This is a genomic window from Arthrobacter sp. UYEF3 (assembly GCF_040546245.1).
GTDB lineage: Bacteria > Actinomycetota > Actinomycetes > Actinomycetales > Micrococcaceae > Arthrobacter.
On the sequence record NZ_JBEPNK010000006.1, the window covers coordinates 88935 to 106679 of the forward strand.

16 protein-coding genes are annotated in these 17745 nt (G+C 67.9%); 4 read left to right on the forward strand and 12 right to left on the reverse strand.

All coding sequences use genetic code 11. From position 1 onward, the window contains the following. Window positions 1-23 precede the first annotated feature (23 nt). Window positions 24-1406 carry an alpha-hydroxy acid oxidase gene (locus tag ABIB14_RS06270; protein WP_354234955.1) on the forward strand — a complete coding sequence of 461 codons (1383 nt, stop codon included), beginning with the start codon at window positions 24-26 and terminating at the stop codon, window positions 1404-1406. An 87-nt stretch (window positions 1407-1493) separates the two neighbouring features. Here the strand turns inward: ABIB14_RS06270 and gdhA are convergent, their stop codons facing one another. From gdhA to ABIB14_RS06285, 3 genes are all read right to left on the reverse strand, one after another. Further along, window positions 1494-2831, reverse strand: a complete 1338-nt coding sequence (gdhA, locus tag ABIB14_RS06275) for an NADP-specific glutamate dehydrogenase (RefSeq protein ID WP_354234957.1) — start codon at window positions 2829-2831, stop codon at window positions 1494-1496. A 144-nt stretch (window positions 2832-2975) separates the two neighbouring features. Then, on the reverse strand, window positions 2976-3512 hold the full coding sequence (locus tag ABIB14_RS06280) for an ArsR/SmtB family transcription factor (protein ID WP_354234959.1): 537 nt from the start codon (window positions 3510-3512) through the stop codon (window positions 2976-2978). Window positions 3513-3612: 100 nt separating this feature from the next. Then, window positions 3613-4836, reverse strand: coding sequence for an acetoin utilization protein AcuC (locus ABIB14_RS06285; protein ID WP_354234961.1), 1224 nt, complete (start codon window positions 4834-4836; stop codon window positions 3613-3615). Between the two features lie 103 nt (window positions 4837-4939). On the opposite strand from ABIB14_RS06285, the gene ABIB14_RS06290 reads away from it, so the two are divergent. Beyond that, window positions 4940-6373, forward strand: coding sequence for a TrkH family potassium uptake protein (locus ABIB14_RS06290; RefSeq protein ID WP_354234963.1), 1434 nt, complete (start codon window positions 4940-4942; stop codon window positions 6371-6373). A 40-nt stretch (window positions 6374-6413) separates the two neighbouring features. Continuing rightward, the gene (locus tag ABIB14_RS06295) at window positions 6414-7052 is read left to right on the forward strand and encodes a potassium channel family protein (RefSeq protein WP_354235125.1); all 639 of its coding nucleotides are present in this window, start codon (window positions 6414-6416) and stop codon (window positions 7050-7052) included. A gap of 121 nt (window positions 7053-7173) precedes the next feature. On the opposite strand, the gene ABIB14_RS06300 is transcribed toward ABIB14_RS06295, so the two are convergent. Together ABIB14_RS06300 and proC are read right to left on the reverse strand one after the other, a co-directional pair. Then, window positions 7174-7758, reverse strand: a complete 585-nt coding sequence (locus ABIB14_RS06300; RefSeq protein ID WP_354234965.1) for an HhH-GPD-type base excision DNA repair protein — start codon at window positions 7756-7758, stop codon at window positions 7174-7176. 55 nt (window positions 7759-7813) lie between these two features. After that, window positions 7814-8647, reverse strand: coding sequence for a pyrroline-5-carboxylate reductase (proC, locus tag ABIB14_RS06305; RefSeq protein WP_354234966.1), 834 nt, complete (start codon window positions 8645-8647; stop codon window positions 7814-7816). A 399-nt stretch (window positions 8648-9046) separates the two neighbouring features. On the opposite strand from proC, the gene ABIB14_RS06310 reads away from it, so the two are divergent. After that, window positions 9047-9232 (forward strand): hypothetical protein, encoded by a 186-nt coding sequence (locus tag ABIB14_RS06310; RefSeq protein ID WP_354234967.1) that lies wholly within the window; start codon window positions 9047-9049, stop codon window positions 9230-9232. On the opposite strand, the gene ABIB14_RS06315 is transcribed toward ABIB14_RS06310, so the two are convergent. From ABIB14_RS06315 to ABIB14_RS06345, 7 genes are all read right to left on the reverse strand, one after another. Further along, the gene (locus ABIB14_RS06315) at window positions 9229-9570 is read right to left on the reverse strand and encodes a YciI family protein (protein ID WP_354234968.1); all 342 of its coding nucleotides are present in this window, start codon (window positions 9568-9570) and stop codon (window positions 9229-9231) included. The two genes, ABIB14_RS06310 and ABIB14_RS06315, sit on opposite strands and share 4 nt — an antisense overlap. Before the next feature lie 119 nt (window positions 9571-9689). Beyond that, a complete protein-coding gene (locus ABIB14_RS06320; protein ID WP_354234969.1) occupies window positions 9690-10706 on the reverse strand; it encodes a Ppx/GppA phosphatase family protein in 1017 nt (338 codons plus the stop codon). Window positions 10707-10784: 78 nt separating this feature from the next. Continuing rightward, window positions 10785-11234 carry an SseB family protein gene (locus tag ABIB14_RS06325; RefSeq protein ID WP_354234971.1) on the reverse strand — a complete coding sequence of 150 codons (450 nt, stop codon included), beginning with the start codon at window positions 11232-11234 and terminating at the stop codon, window positions 10785-10787. A 131-nt stretch (window positions 11235-11365) separates the two neighbouring features. Next, on the reverse strand, window positions 11366-11665 hold the full coding sequence (locus ABIB14_RS06330; protein WP_354234972.1) for a putative endonuclease domain-containing protein: 300 nt from the start codon (window positions 11663-11665) through the stop codon (window positions 11366-11368). Between the two features lie 709 nt (window positions 11666-12374). Further along, entirely contained in the window at window positions 12375-15119 is a 2745-nt protein-coding gene (gene topA / locus ABIB14_RS06335; protein WP_354234974.1) for a type I DNA topoisomerase, read from the reverse strand. A 167-nt stretch (window positions 15120-15286) separates the two neighbouring features. Next, on the reverse strand, window positions 15287-15952 hold the full coding sequence (locus tag ABIB14_RS06340) for an ArsR/SmtB family transcription factor (protein ID WP_354234976.1): 666 nt from the start codon (window positions 15950-15952) through the stop codon (window positions 15287-15289). Between the two features lie 104 nt (window positions 15953-16056). After that, complete coding sequence (locus tag ABIB14_RS06345; RefSeq protein ID WP_354234978.1) at window positions 16057-17694, reverse strand: DUF7059 domain-containing protein; 1638 nt, start codon at window positions 17692-17694, stop codon at window positions 16057-16059. Window positions 17695-17745 lie beyond the last annotated feature (51 nt).

Genomic DNA, 17745 nt, shown 5'->3' on the forward strand with positions numbered 1-17745 from the left:
CACGACAAGCCCCGGAGGCAGCAATGACGCAGACCATCGACCCCGGCAACCCCGAGGCACCCACCACGCCGGACGGCGCCGCACCACGCACCGCGTCCGCTGCGGCGTCGTCCGGCGGGGCGGCTGACCGGGCGGCTGACGGGGCGGCCGCGACGGCGGACGTCCGAGGAGCGGTTCCCGCCGCTTTGAGGCGCCGCGTGCCGAAGTACGCCGACCTGGCCCCGCTGATGCAGTTCAAGAAGCCGGAATTCAGCCGCGCCGCGAAACTGCGCCGCGCCAGCACGATCTGGGACCTGCGCGCCATGGCCAAACGGCGCACGCCGCAGGCACCCTTCGACTACACGGATGGGGCCGCCGAAGCGGAGATCACCCTGCGCCGGGCGCGGGAGGCATTTCTGGACATCGAGTTCCGGCCCGGCATCCTGCGCGACGTCTCCAGCGTGGACCTTGGCACTGAGATCCTCGGCAAGGCCGCCCGGCTGCCGTTCGGGATCGCGCCCACCGGGTTCACCCGCATGATGCAGTCCGAGGGCGAGTACGCCGGCTCCCGGGCCGCCGCGGCCGCCGGCATTCCCTACACGCTCTCCACGATGGGCACGGCGTCGATCGAGGACGTGGCCGCCGCCGCGCCGGACGGCCGGAACTGGTTCCAGCTCTACCTCTGGACGGACCGGGACCGCTCGCTGGAGCTGATCGAACGCGCGGCCAGGGCGGGCAATGACACGCTCATGGTCACGGTGGACACCGCCGTCGCCGGCGCCCGGCTCCGCGATGTCCGCAACGGCATGACCATCCCGCCGGCTCTGACACTGAAGACCGTGCTGGATGCTTCCTACCGGCCGGCATGGTGGTTCAATTTCCTCACGCACGAACCGCTGACCTTCGCCTCGCTCTCGCGGTACACGGGCACCGTGGCGGACTTGATTAACTCCATGTTCGATCCCACTCTCACGTTTGAGGACCTCGACTGGCTGCGCGAAACCTGGAAAGGCAAGCTGGTGGTCAAGGGCATCCAGACCGTCGAGGATGCCCGCAAGGTGGTGGACCACGGCGCGGACGGCGTCGTGCTCTCCAACCACGGCGGCCGCCAACTTGACCGCGCGCCCATCCCGTTCCATCTGCTCCCGGACGTGACCGCGGCGCTCAAAGCGGACCGCAGCGACGCGGCCGTCATCCTGGACACCGGCATCATGAGCGGCGCGGACATCATCGCGGCACTGGCCCTGGGGGCGGACTTCACCCTGATCGGCCGCGCCTACCTTTACGGTCTGATGGCCGGCGGCCGGGCCGGGGTGGACCGGGCCATCGAGATCCTCGCGACGGACATGCGCCGCACCATGGCCCTGCTGGGCGTCAGCCGGATCTCGGACCTCACCCCGGACCACGTGCGGTTGCTGGCTAAATAAGCCGGCCAGATGACAGTTAACGGCAGTGCCGTCGAAGAACACTGCCGTTAACTGTCATCTCGGCGCCGGACGCCAACGCAATCGCGTCTAGATGAGGCCCTGGGCCAGCATCGCGTCGGCCACCTTGACGAAGCCGCCGATGTTTGCGCCCAGCACATAGTTGCCGGGGTCACCGTATTGTTCGGCGGTGGCTGCACAGCGGTCATGGATACCGACCATGATTTCCGTGAGCCGGCGTTCAGTGTGTTCGAAGGACCAGGAGTCGCGGCTCGCGTTCTGTTGCATTTCCAGGGCAGAGGTGGCCACGCCGCCGGCGTTGGCGGCCTTGCCCGGGCCGAACAGCACGCCCGCCTCCTGGAAGACGGCGACGGCGTCGCGGGTGGAGGGCATGTTGGCCCCCTCCGCCACGGCCACCAGCCCGTTGCGCACCAGCCGGGCCGCGGCGTCGCCGTCGAGTTCGTTCTGTGTGGCGCAGGGCAAGGCCACGGTGGCGTCGACATCCCAGACTGAGCCGCCCTCGACGTAGGAGACGGCGGAACGGCGGGCCTCATAGTCCTTGAGGCGTCCGCGTTCGACTTCCTTGATTTGGCGCAGGAGGTCGACGTCGATCCCGGCCTCATCCACGATGTACCCGGACGAATCGGAGCACGCCACCACGCTGGCGCCGAGGGCCTGGGCCTTGGCAATCGCGTTGATGGCGACGTTGCCGGACCCGGAGACGACGACGCGCTGGCCGTCAAAGGACTGGCCGCGGGTCTTGAGCATCTCCTCGGCGAAGATCACGGTGCCGTAGCCGGTCGCTTCAGGCCGCACCAGGGAACCGCCCCAAGAGATCCCCTTGCCGGTGAGGACACCGGATTCATAGCGGTTCGTGATGCGCTTGTACTGGCCGAAGAGGTAGCCGATTTCGCGTCCGCCCACCCCGATATCGCCAGCCGGGACGTCGGTGTATTCCCCGATGTGGCGGTACAGCTCGGTCATGAACGACTGGCAGAAGCGCATCACCTCGGCGTCGGAACGGCCGCGGGGGTCGAAGTCGGAGCCGCCCTTTCCGCCGCCGATCGGCATGCCGGTCAGGGCGTTCTTGAAGATCTGCTCGAAGCCCAGGAACTTGACGATGCCCAGGTAGACGGAGGGGTGGAACCGCAGGCCGCCCTTATACGGGCCGAGGGCCGAGTTGAACTCCACCCGGAAGCCGCGGTTGATCTGGACGCGACTGGCGTCATCCACCCACGGCACGCGGAAAATGATCTGCCGCTCCGGCTCGCAGAGCCGTTCCAGGATGGCCGCTTCGAGGAATTCGGGGTGCCGGTCGTGCACCGGCCCGAGGCTCTCGAAGACCTCGGTGACCGCCTGGTGGAATTCGGTTTCACCCGGATTCCGCGACAATACCGTGTCCCGGATAGCCTCTAGCCGCGCGTCCATGTAGCTCCCTAACCCTCAGCGCCCGGGGTTGGGCGCAACAATAAAGCCTTTCCATCCTGCAACGGGCCGGGGCTGGATTTCCATTCGGGCGCCGCTAACTGGCGTGTGTGACGACGACGGCGGCAGGAAGGGGAACGGCGGGGGCTACTTCCTGCGGCCGAATTTCGGCAGGTTGGCCAGCAGGTCCGCGGCCCTTGTGGCGGCCCGGCCCACCGTCCGGCCGATTTGCTGGGGCCGGGTATCTTCCCCCGCGGTAGCTACCGGGATGGCGACGGCGGGGCTCAGTGCACCGCTGGCGCCCCGTTCCGGGACCGCGGGGTCGGGAGCCGAAGTCGAAGCCGAAGCCGCTGCGGCGAGGGTAGCGGGGGCGGACGGTGTGGCAGCAGCGGGCGGGGGCGTCGGTTCCGCTACGGCGGGGCGGCCGACGTCGAAAGTCTCGAGCCAACTGGCGACACCGGCCAGCGGTTTGGGGTTCAGGGCATAGAAGCGTTTCTGGCCCTGGGCGCGCATGGTCACCAGGTCTGCTTCGCGCAGAACCTTGAGGTGCTTGGAAATGGTGGGCTGGCTCGCTTCGAGCTCCTGCACCAGTTCCCCCACCGCTTTGTCCCCCTGACGCAGGGCGCCCAGAATGTCACGCCGGGTTGCCTCAGCAATGACGGCAAATACGTCGTCTGTCACCATGCCCTCCACACTAGCGACATATACGCCCGATGGCATCCACCAGTTCCGGGGGTCTGCCGGGAAGCCGCCCGGCCCGTCCGGGCAACCCCCGACGGGAGTCTCAGTCGAACCAGGGATCCAGTCCGTAAAGCGGGAAAACTTCCTTCCGGGTGGCCATGACCGTGCGGTCCACCTCGTCGTTGGGGTCGAAGCCGACCTCCCACGAACGCCACCAGAGGTCGACGTCGTCACCCATTACCGTGGGCGGCTCCACACCGTACTTGGCCCCGTACTTGTCCCGCACATACTGCCGCCAGTCCTCCGGGACGGAGGTCCGCAGCGGGACCGGACGGCCAGCCGCAATAGCGATCAGGTGGCTCCACGAGCGCGGGACCACGGTGATCACGTTGTAGCCCCCGCCACCGGTGGCAATCCACCGGCTCTGGCAATAGCGGGCCGCCAGGTTGTCGATCGCGGCGGCGGCCTCGCGCTGGCCGTCCACGCTAATGTTCAGGTGCGTCAGCGGGTCCAGGCGGTGCGAGTCGCAGCCGTGCTGGCTGACCATGACTTCCGGCTCAAACGCGCCAACGAGTTGGGGTACGACGGCGTGGAAAGCCCGCAGCCAGCCGGCATCCCCGGTCCCGGCCGGCAGCGCCACGTTGACCGCGCTGCCCTGCGCATTCGGGCCGCCGATTTCGTTGGCGAAGCCCGTTCCCGGGAACAGGGTCAGCCCGGTCTCGTGCAGCGAAATGGTCAGCACCCGCGGGTCGTCCCAGAAGATACTCTGCGTACCGTCGCCGTGGTGCGCGTCGACATCCACGTACACCACCCGCTGCACGCCGCCGTCGAGCAGACGCTGGATGGCCAGGGCGGCGTCGTTGTAGATGCAGAAACCACTGGCCCGGTCGCGCGAGGCGTGGTGCATGCCGCCGCCAAAGTTCACGGCGCGGACGGCGCGCCCGTCCAGGACCGCGGCGGCCGCGAGCAGGGAGCCGCCGGCCAGCCGCGCGCTGGCCTCGTGCATGCCGGCGAACGCCGGGTCGTCTTCGGTGCCGAGGCCGCGTTCCAGCTCAGGGGTGTCGGGATCGGCGCTCACGCGGCGCACGGCGGCGACGTAGTCCGGGCTGTGCACCGTTGCCAGCTCCTGATCGGTGGCGACCAGGGGCGCGGCCACCGTGATGTTCTCCAGGTCCAGCAGGCCCAGGCTGCGGGCCAGCCGCGCGGTGAGTTCCATCCGCTCCGGCGCCATCGGGTGATTGTGGCCGAAGTTGTATGCCGTCATGGCCGAATCCCACACCACCGTCGTCGGCAGAGCGGTCGGAGCGAGCCCGGGCAGGAATGTCATCAATCACAGGCTACCGGAGCGCACCGCCCCGCTCCCCCGTCCATGCGCGGAATATAGTGGTTTACTACTGAAGGAAGCCGTTTCAACCGAGGACAATCTACCCATGACGCAAAGCCAGTCGAGGTCTGCGAATCCGACCAGCTGGCACCCCGGCCAGCCGGAGCGCGAGGGCCTGTGGATCTTCACCCGGCTACGCGACTTCGTCGACAACATCGCCAACACTTCGCCGGCCCGGCTGGCGGTGACGGTCTTCGCCGTCGTCATCCTGATCTTCACCGCGCTGCTGACGCTGCCGGCGTCCTCCGCTGCCGGGGAAGCGACACCGCTGCACCAGGCCCTGTTCACCGCCGTGTCTGCCGTCTGCGTGACCGGGCTCACCGTGGTGTCCACCGCCGTGCACTGGTCCTTCTTCGGGCAACTGGTCATCCTGACCGGCATCTTCGTCGGCGGCCTCGGCACCCTGACCCTGGCGTCCCTGCTGGCCCTGATGGTCAGCAAGAAACTCGGCGTCCGAGGCAAGCTGATCGCTCAGGAGGCCATGAATAACGCCGGTCGCCTCGGCGAGGTGGGCGCCCTGCTACGGATTGTCATCGTGACCTCGGTGGTGATTGAAGCCGTCCTGGCCGCGGTCCTGATACCGCGGTTCCTGGCCTTGGGTGAAGGCTTCGGCCAGGCCGTCTGGCACGGCGTGTTCTACGCGATCTCAGCCTTCAACAATGCCGGATTCACACCCCACTCGGACGGCATCGTCCCGTACGAGACCGACCTGTGGATCCTCGTTCCTCTCATGGTGGGCGTTTTCCTGGGCAGCCTCGGTTTCCCGGTCGTGATGGTTTTGCAGCAGAACGGCCTGAACTGGAAGAAGTGGAACCTGCACACCAAGCTGACCATCCAGGTCTCGCTGATCCTGCTCGCCGCCGGCGCCGTGCTCTGGGGGCTGATGGAGTGGGAGAACGTGCGCACCATCGGGGGCATGGACGTGGGCGACAAGATCACGCACTCGATTTTCGCCTCCGTGATGACCCGCTCGGGCGGCTTCAACCTGGTGGACCAAAACCACATGGATTCCACCACCATGCTGCTGAGCGACGCGCTCATGTTCGCCGGCGGCGGCTCCGCGTCGACCGCCGGCGGCATCAAGGTCACCACCATCGCGGTGATGTTCCTGGCCATCGTGGCCGAGGCCCGCGGCGACGCGGACGTCAAAATCTACGGCCGCACCATCCCGGAGGGCGCCATGCGGGTGGCCATCTCGGTAATCGTTGCCGGCGCCACCCTGGTGGCCGTCTCGGCTCTGCTGCTCCTGCAGATCAGCGGCGCCTCGCTGGACCGGGTGCTCTTTGAAACGATCTCCGCGTTCGGCACCGTGGGCCTGAGCACCAACCTCAGCGCCGAACTGCCGCCCGCCGGCGTCTACGTCCTCACCGCCCTGATGTTCGCCGGCCGCATCGGCACCGTCACCCTCGCCGCTGGGCTGGCGCTGCGCCAGCGCAGCCAGTTGTACCACTACCCGGAAGAGAGACCCATCATTGGCTAGTTCCCCAAGCGCCGTTAACCGCCCCGCCCACAACGCGCCCGTGCTGGTGGTCGGGCTGGGCCGCTTCGGCGCATCCACCGCCGAACAGCTGGTCAAACAGGGCCGCGAGGTGCTGGCCATCGAACGGGACCGGAGCCTCGTGCAGAAGTGGGCCGGCACCCTGACCCACGTGGTGGAAGCGGACGCGACCAACATCGACGCCCTGCGCCAGCTCGGCGCCCAGGAGTTCAGCTCCGCCGTCGTCGGGGTGGGCACCTCGATCGAGTCCTCGGTGCTGATCACCGTTAACCTCGTGGACCTTGGCATCGAACACCTCTGGGTCAAGGCGATCACGCCCTCGCACGGCAAGATTCTGACCCGGATCGGCGCCAACCACGTCATTTATCCGGAGGCCGACGCCGGGGTCCGCGCCGCGCACCTCGTCTCCGGCCGGATGCTGGATTTCATCGAGTTCGACGACGACTTCGCGATCGTGAAAATGTACCCGCCGCGGGAAACCGTGGGTTTCACCCTGGACGAATCCAAGGTGCGTTCGAAGTACGGCGTCACGATCGTGGGCGTGAAGTCGCCGGGCGAGGACTTTACCTACGCGCGGCCGGAGACCAAGGTTTCCTCACGGGACATGCTCATTGTCTCCGGGCACGTGGAACTGCTGGAACGGTTCGCCGCCCGCCCGTAGCACCGCGCCCCCAAGGCTAGGAGCCTCCCGGGTGGAGACGTCCGGTCCCGACCTCCACGCACCAGATTTCCTCCGCCGTCGGGAGCGTCCTTCCGGCGACGCTGACTCAACGGCCGCCGGATTAGGTTCCGGGGGTCTTCGCCGCCTTCGCGGCGGCCTTGGCCGCCTGCTTACTGGCCCGCACCTTGCTTAGCGACTCCGGATCGACAATGTCAGCGACGGAGAGGAAGGCGTCCTCCTGGCCGTAGTGCCCTGCGGCCTCGCGCCAGCCTTCAGCCCGGAGCCCGCACTGCTTTCCCAGCAGCGCCAGGAAGATCTTCGCCTTTTGCTCGCCGAATCCCGGCAGTGCCTTGAGCCGGCGCAGCACCTCCTGCCCGTCCGGGTCACCCTGCGTCCAGATAGCAGTAGCATCGCCGTTCCAGTCGCCGTGCACCGTCTCAGCAAGGCCTTGGACGCGGCCTGCCATGGATCCGGGGAAACGGTGGACGGCCGGGCGCTCTTTGAACATCTCAACGAACCCCTGCGGATCGTACCCGGCGATCGCGGCGGGGTCCATGGACCCGATGCGGGTCCGGATCTTTTCGGGACCGGCGAAGGCCGATTCCATGGTCACCTGCTGGTCCAGCAGCATGCCGGTGAGCAGGGCGAACGCGTCGTCGCTGAGTAGTTTGTCCGCCGCGGGATCCCCGGTGATGTGCAGTTCCATGGCTCCTATCCTGCCACCCCGTCCGGTCTGCGTCATGGGGGCGCCTGCCTTTCGCCTAGCCCAGCTGTTTGGTGATCTCCGCGGCCCGCTCGGCTGCTGCCCGCGCGCCGTCGGTAATGATCGCGGGCAGGCCTCGCTCGTCAAACGTGGCGATGGCCCGCTCCGTGGTGCCGTTCGGGCTTGTCACAGCCTTGCGCAACACGGTGAGGTCCGCACCCGGTTCGCCGAGCATCAGCCCCGCACCGGCGACCGTTTCGCGCGCCAGCAGCAACGCGAGCTCGGCGTCGAGGCCCAGTTCGACGCCGGCTGCCGCCATTGCTTCGGCCAGGTAAAAGACGTAGGCCGGCCCCGAGCCGCTGATCGCGGACAACGCGTCCACCTGCTCCTCGGGGACCTCGACGACGGTGCCGACGGCGGCGAAGATGCCCTTCGCCCGCTGCAGCTGTTCCGCCGAGCAGTGCTTCCCGGCGGAAACCGACACGACGCCGCGGCCTAGTTTCGCCGGCGTGTTCGGCATCGAGCGGATCACCGGCTGCCCCGCCGGGAGCGCGGCTTCCAGTTGCTCCAGCGAGACCGCGGCGGCGACGCTGACCACAATGGTGTCCGGTGCGAGTGATCCACTGATCTCGCGGGCCAGCCCCGCGATGCCCACAGGCTTGACGCCGAGGATCACGACGGCGGCCCCGATGGCGGCCTGCACGTTGTTCTCCGGTTCTTCCTCACCTGCGATGGCCGTGATCCCGTGGTGCCGTTCGGCCAGTTCGGCGGCCCGTTCGGCCCGCCGGACCGTGGCGACGATATCCGCGGGGTCCGCCCCGCCCGCAATCAGGCCGCCCATGATTGCCTCGTTCATTGACCCACAGCCCAGGAATGCGATTCGGTTGCTCATGCCCCCATCATTGCAGTCCGCCCCGATTCACAGCCAGCTCACATCTTCAGCGCAGCTTTCTCCCAAACTTGGCGATTAACGTAATTACTACCTCATTGAGGGTGCGAGTGATGATATGGCAGTCATGCGGATGACTGCCGGCACCGGTGGTTTGCAGCGGGTTTCCCCCATTTTCCCGCGGCGGACCGCCGGTGCCATTCTCTTTTAATCCTGCGCAGTGTGATCCGGCATGGTCCGCTTCTTCAATCCGGCCTCTCCGCTTCCCGCCGGGACTCCAGCCAGCTCCCGCGCTGAAGGCGGCGGCTGATGCCCCAGATCGGTCCGGCCGCCGCAGGAAATCGGCCCGGACGGCGTGGAACGGGTGGTAGTTTTGCAGCCCACGTCGGTCGAGGCGGCGCCGTGCGCATCAGAGTGGACCGCATTGATCGCCGCCTGGAGCTGGTACGGTCCGGGTTGGTTCCGGCGCAGGCACCGGCGCACTCCTGCCGGAAGACGGACGCGATGTCCTCCTCCGCCCTCGGCGCCCCGACAGGCTCCGGCAGCATGGCGGACGCGGATTCGAGGGCCATCACCGGTGGCCCCTAGTGCTGGATGGGCCGCACTTCGATGGACAGGGTCGTGGCGCGGGCCAACCTTCCGGCCCACCCGAGGGCGGCGTCGAGGTCCGGCGCGTCAATGACGGTGAATCCGCCGAGGTGCTCCTTTGCTTCGGCGAATGGGCCGTCCGTGATGAGCACCTCCGTACCCTGCTGCCGCACGACTGTGGCGGAGGACGTGGGGTCGAGGCCCGCGGCGAACACCCAGACGCCGGCGGCCTTCATGTCGCGGTCCAACACGTCAAGGTCCTGCATGATGGGCTCCAGGACGTCCGGGGCCGGGGCCGGTCCGACGGGCTGGTAGACGCTAAGCAAGTACTGTGCCATAGTGCTGTCCTCCTCAAAAAAGCGGCCGGCTCTTTGTCGGCCTCTCACCTTCTAGACGAACGGCGGGCGTCCGGATCGACACATTGGCTACCGGCCTTCGGGGCGCCGGGGGAATCCCTTCACCGGACCGGCACCGCCGCGTCGGGTGACTGCGGCTCGGCGGGGACGCGGGTCTGGGTGACGTGGGGCGCGGGGTCCAGCGGCCCCTCGGAGACAAGCTGGTCCAGTCGGCGCAGGATGAGTCCCTCGCGCAACGCCCACGGGCAGATTTGCAGGCTGGGGAATTCGAAGAGCTCGAGGGCGGCCTCGGCCACGAGGGCTCCGGCCAGCAGCTGCGGGGCCCGGGCGTCCGAGACTCCGGGGAGATGGAGCCGGTCGTTGACCTCCATCGCGGAAATCCGCTGCGCCCAGAGGCCCAGGTCCGCGGCGAACAATTCCCGCTTGACGTAGGGCCCGGCGGTGCTTGGCGCAGCCCCGGCGATCCGCGCCAGCGAACGGAACGTTTTGGATGTGCCGGCCACAAGGTTCGCGCGGCCCAGCTTCTGGAAGCTGCGGACCGCGGGTTTGAGCGTGGCGCGGATATAGCGGCGGAGCTCCTTCACGCTCTTGGCCGACGGCGGATCATCATGCAGCCAGTCGCGGGTCAGCCTGCTGGCCCCCAGCGGTACGGAAACCGCCAACTCAGGCAGTTCATCCTGGCCGAACGCCATTTCGAAGGAGCCGCCGCCGATGTCGAGGTCCAGGATGGGGCCGGCGCCCCACCCGTACCAGCGGCGGACGGCGAAGAAGGTCATGGATGCCTCGTCGCTGCCGGAGAGTTCCCGCAGCGTCACGGTGGTCTCCTCCTTGACGCGGGCCAACACGGCCGGCCCGTTGGTGGCATCGCGGACCGCGGAGGTACAGAACGCCAGCAGGTCTTCGGCCTTGTGCTTCGCAGCGAACTCCCACGCCTCCAGGACGAACTCGATCAGCTCATGCTGGCCGGCGTCGTTGATGTTGCCGTCCCCGTCGAGGAACTGCACCAGGGACAGCGGGCGCTTGTGCGAGGCAAAGGCAACCGGGCGCGCGCCGGGGTGGGCGTCCACCAGGAGGAGGTGGACAGTGTTGGACCCGATATCGAGGACGCCTAGCCGCATGCTGCCATTATTCTCCCTGGACGGGCTCTGCCCTAACGGGCTTCGCGACTGCAAGCACGGCGGGGTTTCGTCCGGGGCCTAGGCCCGGCTGTCGTGATGCGCCGCGTCCGGCTCCTCGTCGGTGGGCTTGAAGTCGCGGCGGATGTTCGCCACGCCCTCAGGATCGATCTCAAAGCCGAAGGCCGCGCCGGGGTTGATGACCATGCCGAGCTCATCACCGAGGTTGCCGAGAATCGCCGCGCCCTGGGTCCCGAGCACGTGGGGCGCCGCGGCGAGGTATTGCTCGGTGACGCGGCTGGGGTGCGAGAAGACGGCCAGAACCGGCTTGCCCGCGGAGTTCGCGAGGACCAGCGGTTCGACCTGGGAATCGGGGCCGTCGACTGTGTCCGAGCTGACGATGTAGACCTCGTTGTTGAGGAAGGACAGAATGACGTCCACCGGATTGGCGTCCGGCTGCTCCCCCTTGGCAAGCTTCTCTTCGAGGTCGTTGAGCGGCTGGAGATCCATGGGTGCTGGCTGTTCAGTCATGTGCCTACTCGATCACGTCCGCGGCCCCTCCGCAATTCGCCGTTGCTCTGCCGGGGCGGCTCGCGGGTTCCGGACGCCGTCGGCGTTCGCACCCACCGAGCCCGGTCCGAACCCGCGAGCGGGCCGGCACGTCAGCGCCCCAAGGCCTCGAGCAGCCTGGCTTTTAGTTCCCGCTCGCGGAACAGGTCCCGCCACTCGATCCGGACGAACTTCCAACCCAGTTCCATCAGGGCCTTCTCGTGGCGCCGCTCCGCAAAGACGGCGTCGGCGGTCGGCGAACAGTCGAAGTATTTGCGCCGGCCGTCAAATTCAAGGGCCACCCGGCGCTCCGGCCACGCACCGTCCAGCCGGCAGTTCCCCAACCGTGTCCGGACCTCGAACTGCAGCACCGGGGCAGGCAGCCGCAGCCGCCACGGGGTCCGACGGCGCACTGCCGGTCCAGGACCGCCCGGTTAGCGCCGAGGCGGAGGGCGTGGTCCATCACAATCAGCGACTGCGAATAGATCAGCACCCGGCAGCTGTCGGCGGCCGTGCGCGTCAGTGAGGTGACCCGGTGGCCGCCCCACCGCACGATGTCGGCGGCCGCCAGCGGACGGGTGTGCGCCTTTAGATCGTTCGCATGGCTGCCGGCCGAGGGAAGATAGGGCACCGAGAGGTGGATGGTGTCGTCCGCCTCCCACAGATAGAGGCCGTGCAACCTCGCGGCAGTGATGTGACTGAACACGTACGCGCCGGTGGAGCTCGTCAGGGTCCGGTGGGCGTACGCCTCGATCCGGCAGCGCGAGGCGCCATCCGCATCCAGGGCTGCCCAGAAGGCGCTGCGGACGTAGCACCCGCGGCCTACCCTGATGAGGGCACCGCCGGCTGTTAGCCGGACGATCTGACGGGCGGAGGGACCACGCTCCAACAGTTCCTCGGTCCGCCACATGGTGGCCGTCTCCGGCAGCAGCCCAGCCAGGGGGTGATGCCCACCCTCCCTTGCTGGCGGCACCGGGGCCCCGGACCGAACCGGCCTCTGGACCGAACGGCGGCCTTGCGCCTGCCTTCGTCCACCCAGACCTCCGCGAGAGGGTCCTTCGGGTACGCATCGGGGTGTTCCATGGCAGCCAGCATGCCCCGGCTGCCGGGTCCCGGGGCAGCCTACTTCTTCGCGGCAGTCTTGCGGGCGGGAGCCTTGCGAGCCGTCGTCGTGCGCTTGACCGGGCCCTTGGCGCGCTTTTCGGCGAGGAGTTCGACGGCGCGTTCCCGGGTCAGCTCCTCGATCGCGGTGCTGCGCGGCACGGTGATGTTGGTGACGCCGTCGGTGATGTAGGGGCCGAAGCGGCCTTCCTTCACGACGATGTTCTTCTCAGAGACCGGGTCCTGGCCGAACTCGGCCAGCGGCGCGACTGCGGAGCGGGCGCCGCGCTGCTTGGGCTGCGAGTAGATCTCCAACGCCTGTTCCAGCGTGATGGTGAAAATTTCCTCTTCCGATCCGATCGAGCGGGAGTCGGTGCCCTTCTTCAGGTAGGGGCCGAAGCGGCCGTTCTGGACCGTGATCGGGTTGCCCTCGGTGTCTTGGCCGAGCACCCGCGGCAGGCTCATGAGCTGCAGCGCCTCGTCTAGGCTGACGCTGTCAACGCTCATCGAGGCGAACAGCGATCCGGTGCGCGGTTTGGCCTTGACAGGCTTCTTCGGCGGCTTCGGCTTGCCGTTCTTGTAGTACTCCACGGGCTGGTTGGATAGCTGTTCCTCGGTCATCTCCGGGATGATTTCGGTGACGTAGGCGCCGTAGCGGCCGTTCTTGGCCACCACCGTGTGTCCGGTGTGGGGGTCCGCGCCGAGCACGCGCTCCTCGGGGGCGGCGGTCTCCATCAGCTCGATTGCCTTGGCCGCAGTCAGCTCATCCGGGGCCAGGTCCTCGGGGACGTTGGCGCGGGCGGACTCGACCACTTCGCCGGTCTTCGGGTCCACGGTGGGGACCGAGCTTTCCAGGTACGGGCCGAACTTGCCGACCCGCAGGGTGATCCCGTCCGTGACGGGGATGGAGTTGATCTCGCGGGCATCGATCTCGCCGAGGTTGTTCACGATGCTCAGCAGCCCGGGCTCGGAGTCCTCGCCGAAGTAGAAGTGCTTGAGCCAGGCCGGTCCGGCCGCCTGGCCATTGGCAATCTTGTCCAGGTCCGCTTCCATGTCAGCCGTGAACTCGTAGTCCACGTAGTCATGGAAATGCTGCTCGAGGAGCCGGATCACAGAGAATGCGATCCAGCTCGGCACCAGCGCGGACCCCTGCTTCCGGACGTACCCGCGGTCCTGGATGGTGGAAATCGTGGACGCATAGGTCGACGGGCGGCCGATGCCCCGCTTTTCCAGCTCTGCGGTCAGGGAGGCTTCGGTGTAGCGCGGCGGCGGCGAGGTTTCGTGCCCGACGGCGACGATCTCCGTGGCGGTCAGGGCATCGTCCTTAGCCACGTTCGGCAGCCGGCGCGCTTCCTCGGACTCGTCGTCGCGGCTCTCGTCTTTGCCCTCTTCGTAGGCGGCAAGGAACCCCGGAAACGTGATGACGGTGCCGGAAGCTGAGAATTCGGTGTCCCGGCCGGCGGCAGCGCCGCCCACGGTGACGGCGCCGAGCCGGATCGTCGCGGTGGAACCCTTGGCGTCGGCCATCTGGGAGGCGACGGTACGCTTCCAGATCAGCTCGTACAGTCGGAATTCGTCGCCGGAGAGCTGCTTCGCAACCTGCGCCGGGGTGCGGAAGGAGTCACCGGCGGGGCGGATGGCCTCGTGGGCCTCCTGCGCGTTGGCCGCTTTGCCGGTGTAGACGCGGGGCGACTGCGGGACGTACTCGGGGCCGTACAGCTCCGAGGCCTGGCGCCGCGCGGCGGTGACGGCCTCGTTGCTCAGGGCGGACGAGTCCGTACGCATATAGGTGATGTAACCGTTTTCGTAGAGGCGCTGTGCCACCTGCATGGTGCTCTTGGAGGTGAAGCGCAGCTTGCGGCCGGCTTCCTGCTGCAGCGTGGAGGTGGTGAACGGCGCCGCGGGCCGGCGGGTGTAGGGCTTCGTGTCAACCGAGCGGACGCGGAAGTCCGCGTCCTGCAGGCCGTCGGCCAAGGCCGTGGCGAGTTCCTGGTTCAGGTGCACGACGCTTCGCGAGGTGAGTTCGCCGGCGTCGTTGAAGTCCCGGCCGCTGGCGACCTTGGAACCGTCGACGGAAGCCAGCTTCGCCTTGAACGAAGCAGCAGTCCCGGAATCCGCGCCGAACTGGCCTGTCAGGTCCCAGTAGGCCGCGGACTTGAACGCCATCCGTTCGCGTTCGCGGTCCACCACCATGCGGGTCACGACGGACTGCACACGACCCGCAGAGAGGCCGCGGGCCACCTTGCGCCACAGCACCGGGGAGATCTCGTAGCCGTAGAGGCGGTCCAGTACGCGGCGGGTTTCCTGCGCGTCCACCAGGTCCTGGTCCACATCGCGCAGGTTGTCCATGGCGCGGTGGATGGCCTCCTTGGTGATTTCACCGAAGGTCATCCGGTACACCGGCACCTTGGGCTTGAGGACTTCCAGCAGGTGCCACGCGATGGCCTCGCCCTCGCGGTCCCCATCGGTTGCGAGATAGAGGGCGTCGGCGTCTTTGAGCGCAGCCTTGAGCTCGGTCACCTTTTTTCTCTTGTCCGGCGACACCACGTAGTAGGGCTTGAAGTCGTTGTCAATGTCGACGGCGAACTTGCCCACCGAGGTTTTCTTCAAATCTGCAGGGAGCTCCGAGGGCTGCGGCAGGTCGCGGATGTGACCGATGGAGGCCTCAACGATGAAACCTTCGCCCAGGTACTTGGCGATGGTCTTGCTCTTGGCCGGAGACTCCACGATCACGAGTTTCTTGCCGGTGGGGGCCTTGCTTGGCACGGTGCTCCTACAGAAAAAGGTGGCTCGGGCAGATGCGCCCATACCCGCCTAGTTCACCATATTTTGCAGATTCCCGCGCATTCGGGTGGAAAAGACAGGCTTCCCGGAACCTCTTTCGGAGGTCTTGAAGCGTCCGGCCCCGGCCGCCATGCAGGCTCCGCCGGTGCTCAGGAGGCCGGCGCGGCGTTGCCCCGGTCGTCCGGAATCATCGACCACATCGTCGCCATCCGCTGGGTGCCGGCCGGAATATGATCCGGATCCTCAAGCTCGTAGTCCTTCAGGAGATCGAAGAGCCTCCGGTTCAGTTCCGCACGCTGGGCCGGGGTGAGGTAGAGCAGGTTGCTGGCCAACACCACCGAGGATGGCTTGTCTTCGGATTCGCAACGCTGGCGCTGCTCGTCCCGGGTCTTGGCGTAAGCCCTAACCCGGCGCCGGTAGGCATCCAGTTCAAGATCGAGCACGGCAAACTCCGGGCTCGCCCCTCCGCCGCCCGAATGGATTGTGAAGTCGGTGCCTGCGGCTTTCCAGCGGCGTTCCCGGGCGTCGCCAGCGGTGGCTGCCGGCACCACCATGCCCCACTTCTGCAGCGCGCGCAGATGGTAGCTCATGGCACTCGGGGTGAGGCCGGTCTGGGCTGCCAACTCGGTGGCCGTGCGGCTGACCTGGGTTGAATACAGTTCGGAAATGACCTCGAGGCGGGCGGCGTGCGCCAGCGCCCTAATGGCCTTTGGGTCGGTGATCTCGACCTTCTTTTCCGGACGCGGTCTGCGCTTTGCGGCCGCAGCGGCGGCAGGAGCGGCGACTGGCTCCGCCTTGGGGTTATCTGCATTCACCCACTCAGTCTAACGAGGCACGCCAAACTATGAAATAAATGCTTGACACCATGTTGAGATCACTCTACTTCGCTGCGGATCCGGAGCCTCCGACGTCGTCAGGCTCAGGCAGGGAGCAGGAAGCCGTCCCGCACCAGATTGCCGACCTCGTGCAGGAGCCTCTCACGGAACGCCCCGCCGTCGTAGCCCTCGAATCCGCCCAGCAGGGCGTCAAGGGCCCCGATGATCTGCCCGACAGAGAGCTCGCCGTCGCACGCCGAAACAAAACCCGCCAGCTCGGTGCTCAGCAGGTTGGTGCGGCGCAAGCCGGCGCCCTGGCGCAGCAGGATGACGCCGGGGTGTTCGGCGCCGGGGCGCTGGTGCCGCTCCTCCGTGACGTCCTCCGCGACCAGCAGGTGGGCGGGCTCCAGGTCGTTGCCTTCCAGCCAGTCGGCGCGTTCGACGGCGGCGGCCAAGTGCGGGCCGACGGGCTGTTCGATCGGGTAGGTGATCTCCTCAAAGCGGGAGATCACGGGCCGGGCGCCGGGCGCCGGGCGCCGCAGCCAGATCATCCCGAAACCGATGGCTTCCACGTTCCGGGCGGCGAAGTCGGCCAGGTATGCGGCGTAGGAGTCCTGGTAGTGCCGCCGGTCGCGCGCCTCGGAGGCGTCTTGAAGCCACGTCTCGGCGTACTGCTCCGGGCTGACCTGCTCGCGCTGGATGAACCACACGTCGAGGTCCGGGCCAGCCCAGCCTTGCGGCCGGTCGGCCCATGCGGTGCCCGCGGGGATCTCCCAGTTGCCCAATAGCTGGGCTGTTCCGCGGCGGCGAAGGACCGAGGGAAGGTCCCGGACCAGGTTGGCGACGATGTCATCGCCAGGCAGGCCGCCGTCGCGGTAGGTGAACTGCTCCGCGGCGCTGTCCCCCGCGCCGCGCGGAGTGATGACGAACGGCGGGTTGGAGACCACCAGGTCGAATTCCTCCCCGGCCACCGGTTCCAGCAGGGAGCCTAGCCGGAGGCTCACCCGGCTCTCCAGCTCGGCCGGATCCAGGTGCAGCGCCACCGCGTTGAGCACCAGGTTGAAGCGTGCGAAGGCCAATGCCCGCTCGGAGATGTCGGTGGCCGTGACGTGTTCGGCGTGGTGCAGCAGGTGGAAAGACTGGATGCCGCAGCCGGTGCCGAGGTCCAGGGCGCGGGCCACGTGCCGCCGGGCGGTGACCTGCACCAGGGTGGTGGATGCCTGGCCGATTCCCAGGACGTGGTCGTGGCGCAGCACGCCCGGGCGCTGGTGGGCCGCCAGGTCGCTGGCCACCCAGAGGTCCGCGCCGCCGCTGGCCGTGCCGTCGTCCTCCACGGTCGGGTCCCAGCCGTAGGGCCGCAGATCGGCTTTCGCCTGAAGCTGGCCCCCGGTGGCCGGTTCCACGAGTCCGAGCCGCAGTAGCCCCTCGGTGCGGATGCCGGGCAGGGCGGCGTCGAGGGTCCCGGCTGGCTGCGGTTCAGCCAGCAGCCAAAGGCGGACGACGGCGGCGAGCGCCGCCGTCGCCGGTGTGCTGCGGGCTGCGGCCTCGGTGGCGATCAGGGCGGGGACGAGCTGGTCCCGGCCCAGGGCGGCGTGGGCGGCGTCCCCCAGCAGCCCCGCGACGCCGTCGACCGTGTAGCCGAGGGCGGCCAGGTCCTCGGCGAGCGCCCGGACCAGCCCGGGGAGATCACTGCGGGGAGCGTCGGGGGTGTTGCCGGCGGTGAAAAGCGTTGAGGGGGTCACCGGACAAGCTTAGGCGCGCCACCGGCGCGGACCGCCGGGGCGGACCGCCGG

Coding starts and splice junctions, on each gene's coding strand:
- ABIB14_RS06270 (WP_354234955.1), top strand. CDS start 24: ATGACGCAGACCATCGACCCCGGCAACCCCGAGGCACCCACCACGCCG.
- gdhA (WP_354234957.1), bottom strand. CDS start 2,831: ATGGACGCGCGGCTAGAGGCTATCCGGGACACGGTATTGTCGCGGAAT.
- ABIB14_RS06280 (WP_354234959.1), bottom strand. CDS start 3,512: ATGGTGACAGACGACGTATTTGCCGTCATTGCTGAGGCAACCCGGCGT.
- ABIB14_RS06285 (WP_354234961.1), bottom strand. CDS start 4,836: ATGACATTCCTGCCCGGGCTCGCTCCGACCGCTCTGCCGACGACGGTG.
- ABIB14_RS06290 (WP_354234963.1), top strand. CDS start 4,940: ATGACGCAAAGCCAGTCGAGGTCTGCGAATCCGACCAGCTGGCACCCC.
- ABIB14_RS06300 (WP_354234965.1), bottom strand. CDS start 7,758: ATGGAACTGCACATCACCGGGGATCCCGCGGCGGACAAACTACTCAGC.
- proC (WP_354234966.1), bottom strand. CDS start 8,647: ATGAGCAACCGAATCGCATTCCTGGGCTGTGGGTCAATGAACGAGGCA.
- ABIB14_RS06315 (WP_354234968.1), bottom strand. CDS start 9,570: ATGGCACAGTACTTGCTTAGCGTCTACCAGCCCGTCGGACCGGCCCCG.
- ABIB14_RS06320 (WP_354234969.1), bottom strand. CDS start 10,706: ATGCGGCTAGGCGTCCTCGATATCGGGTCCAACACTGTCCACCTCCTC.
- ABIB14_RS06325 (WP_354234971.1), bottom strand. CDS start 11,234: ATGACTGAACAGCCAGCACCCATGGATCTCCAGCCGCTCAACGACCTC.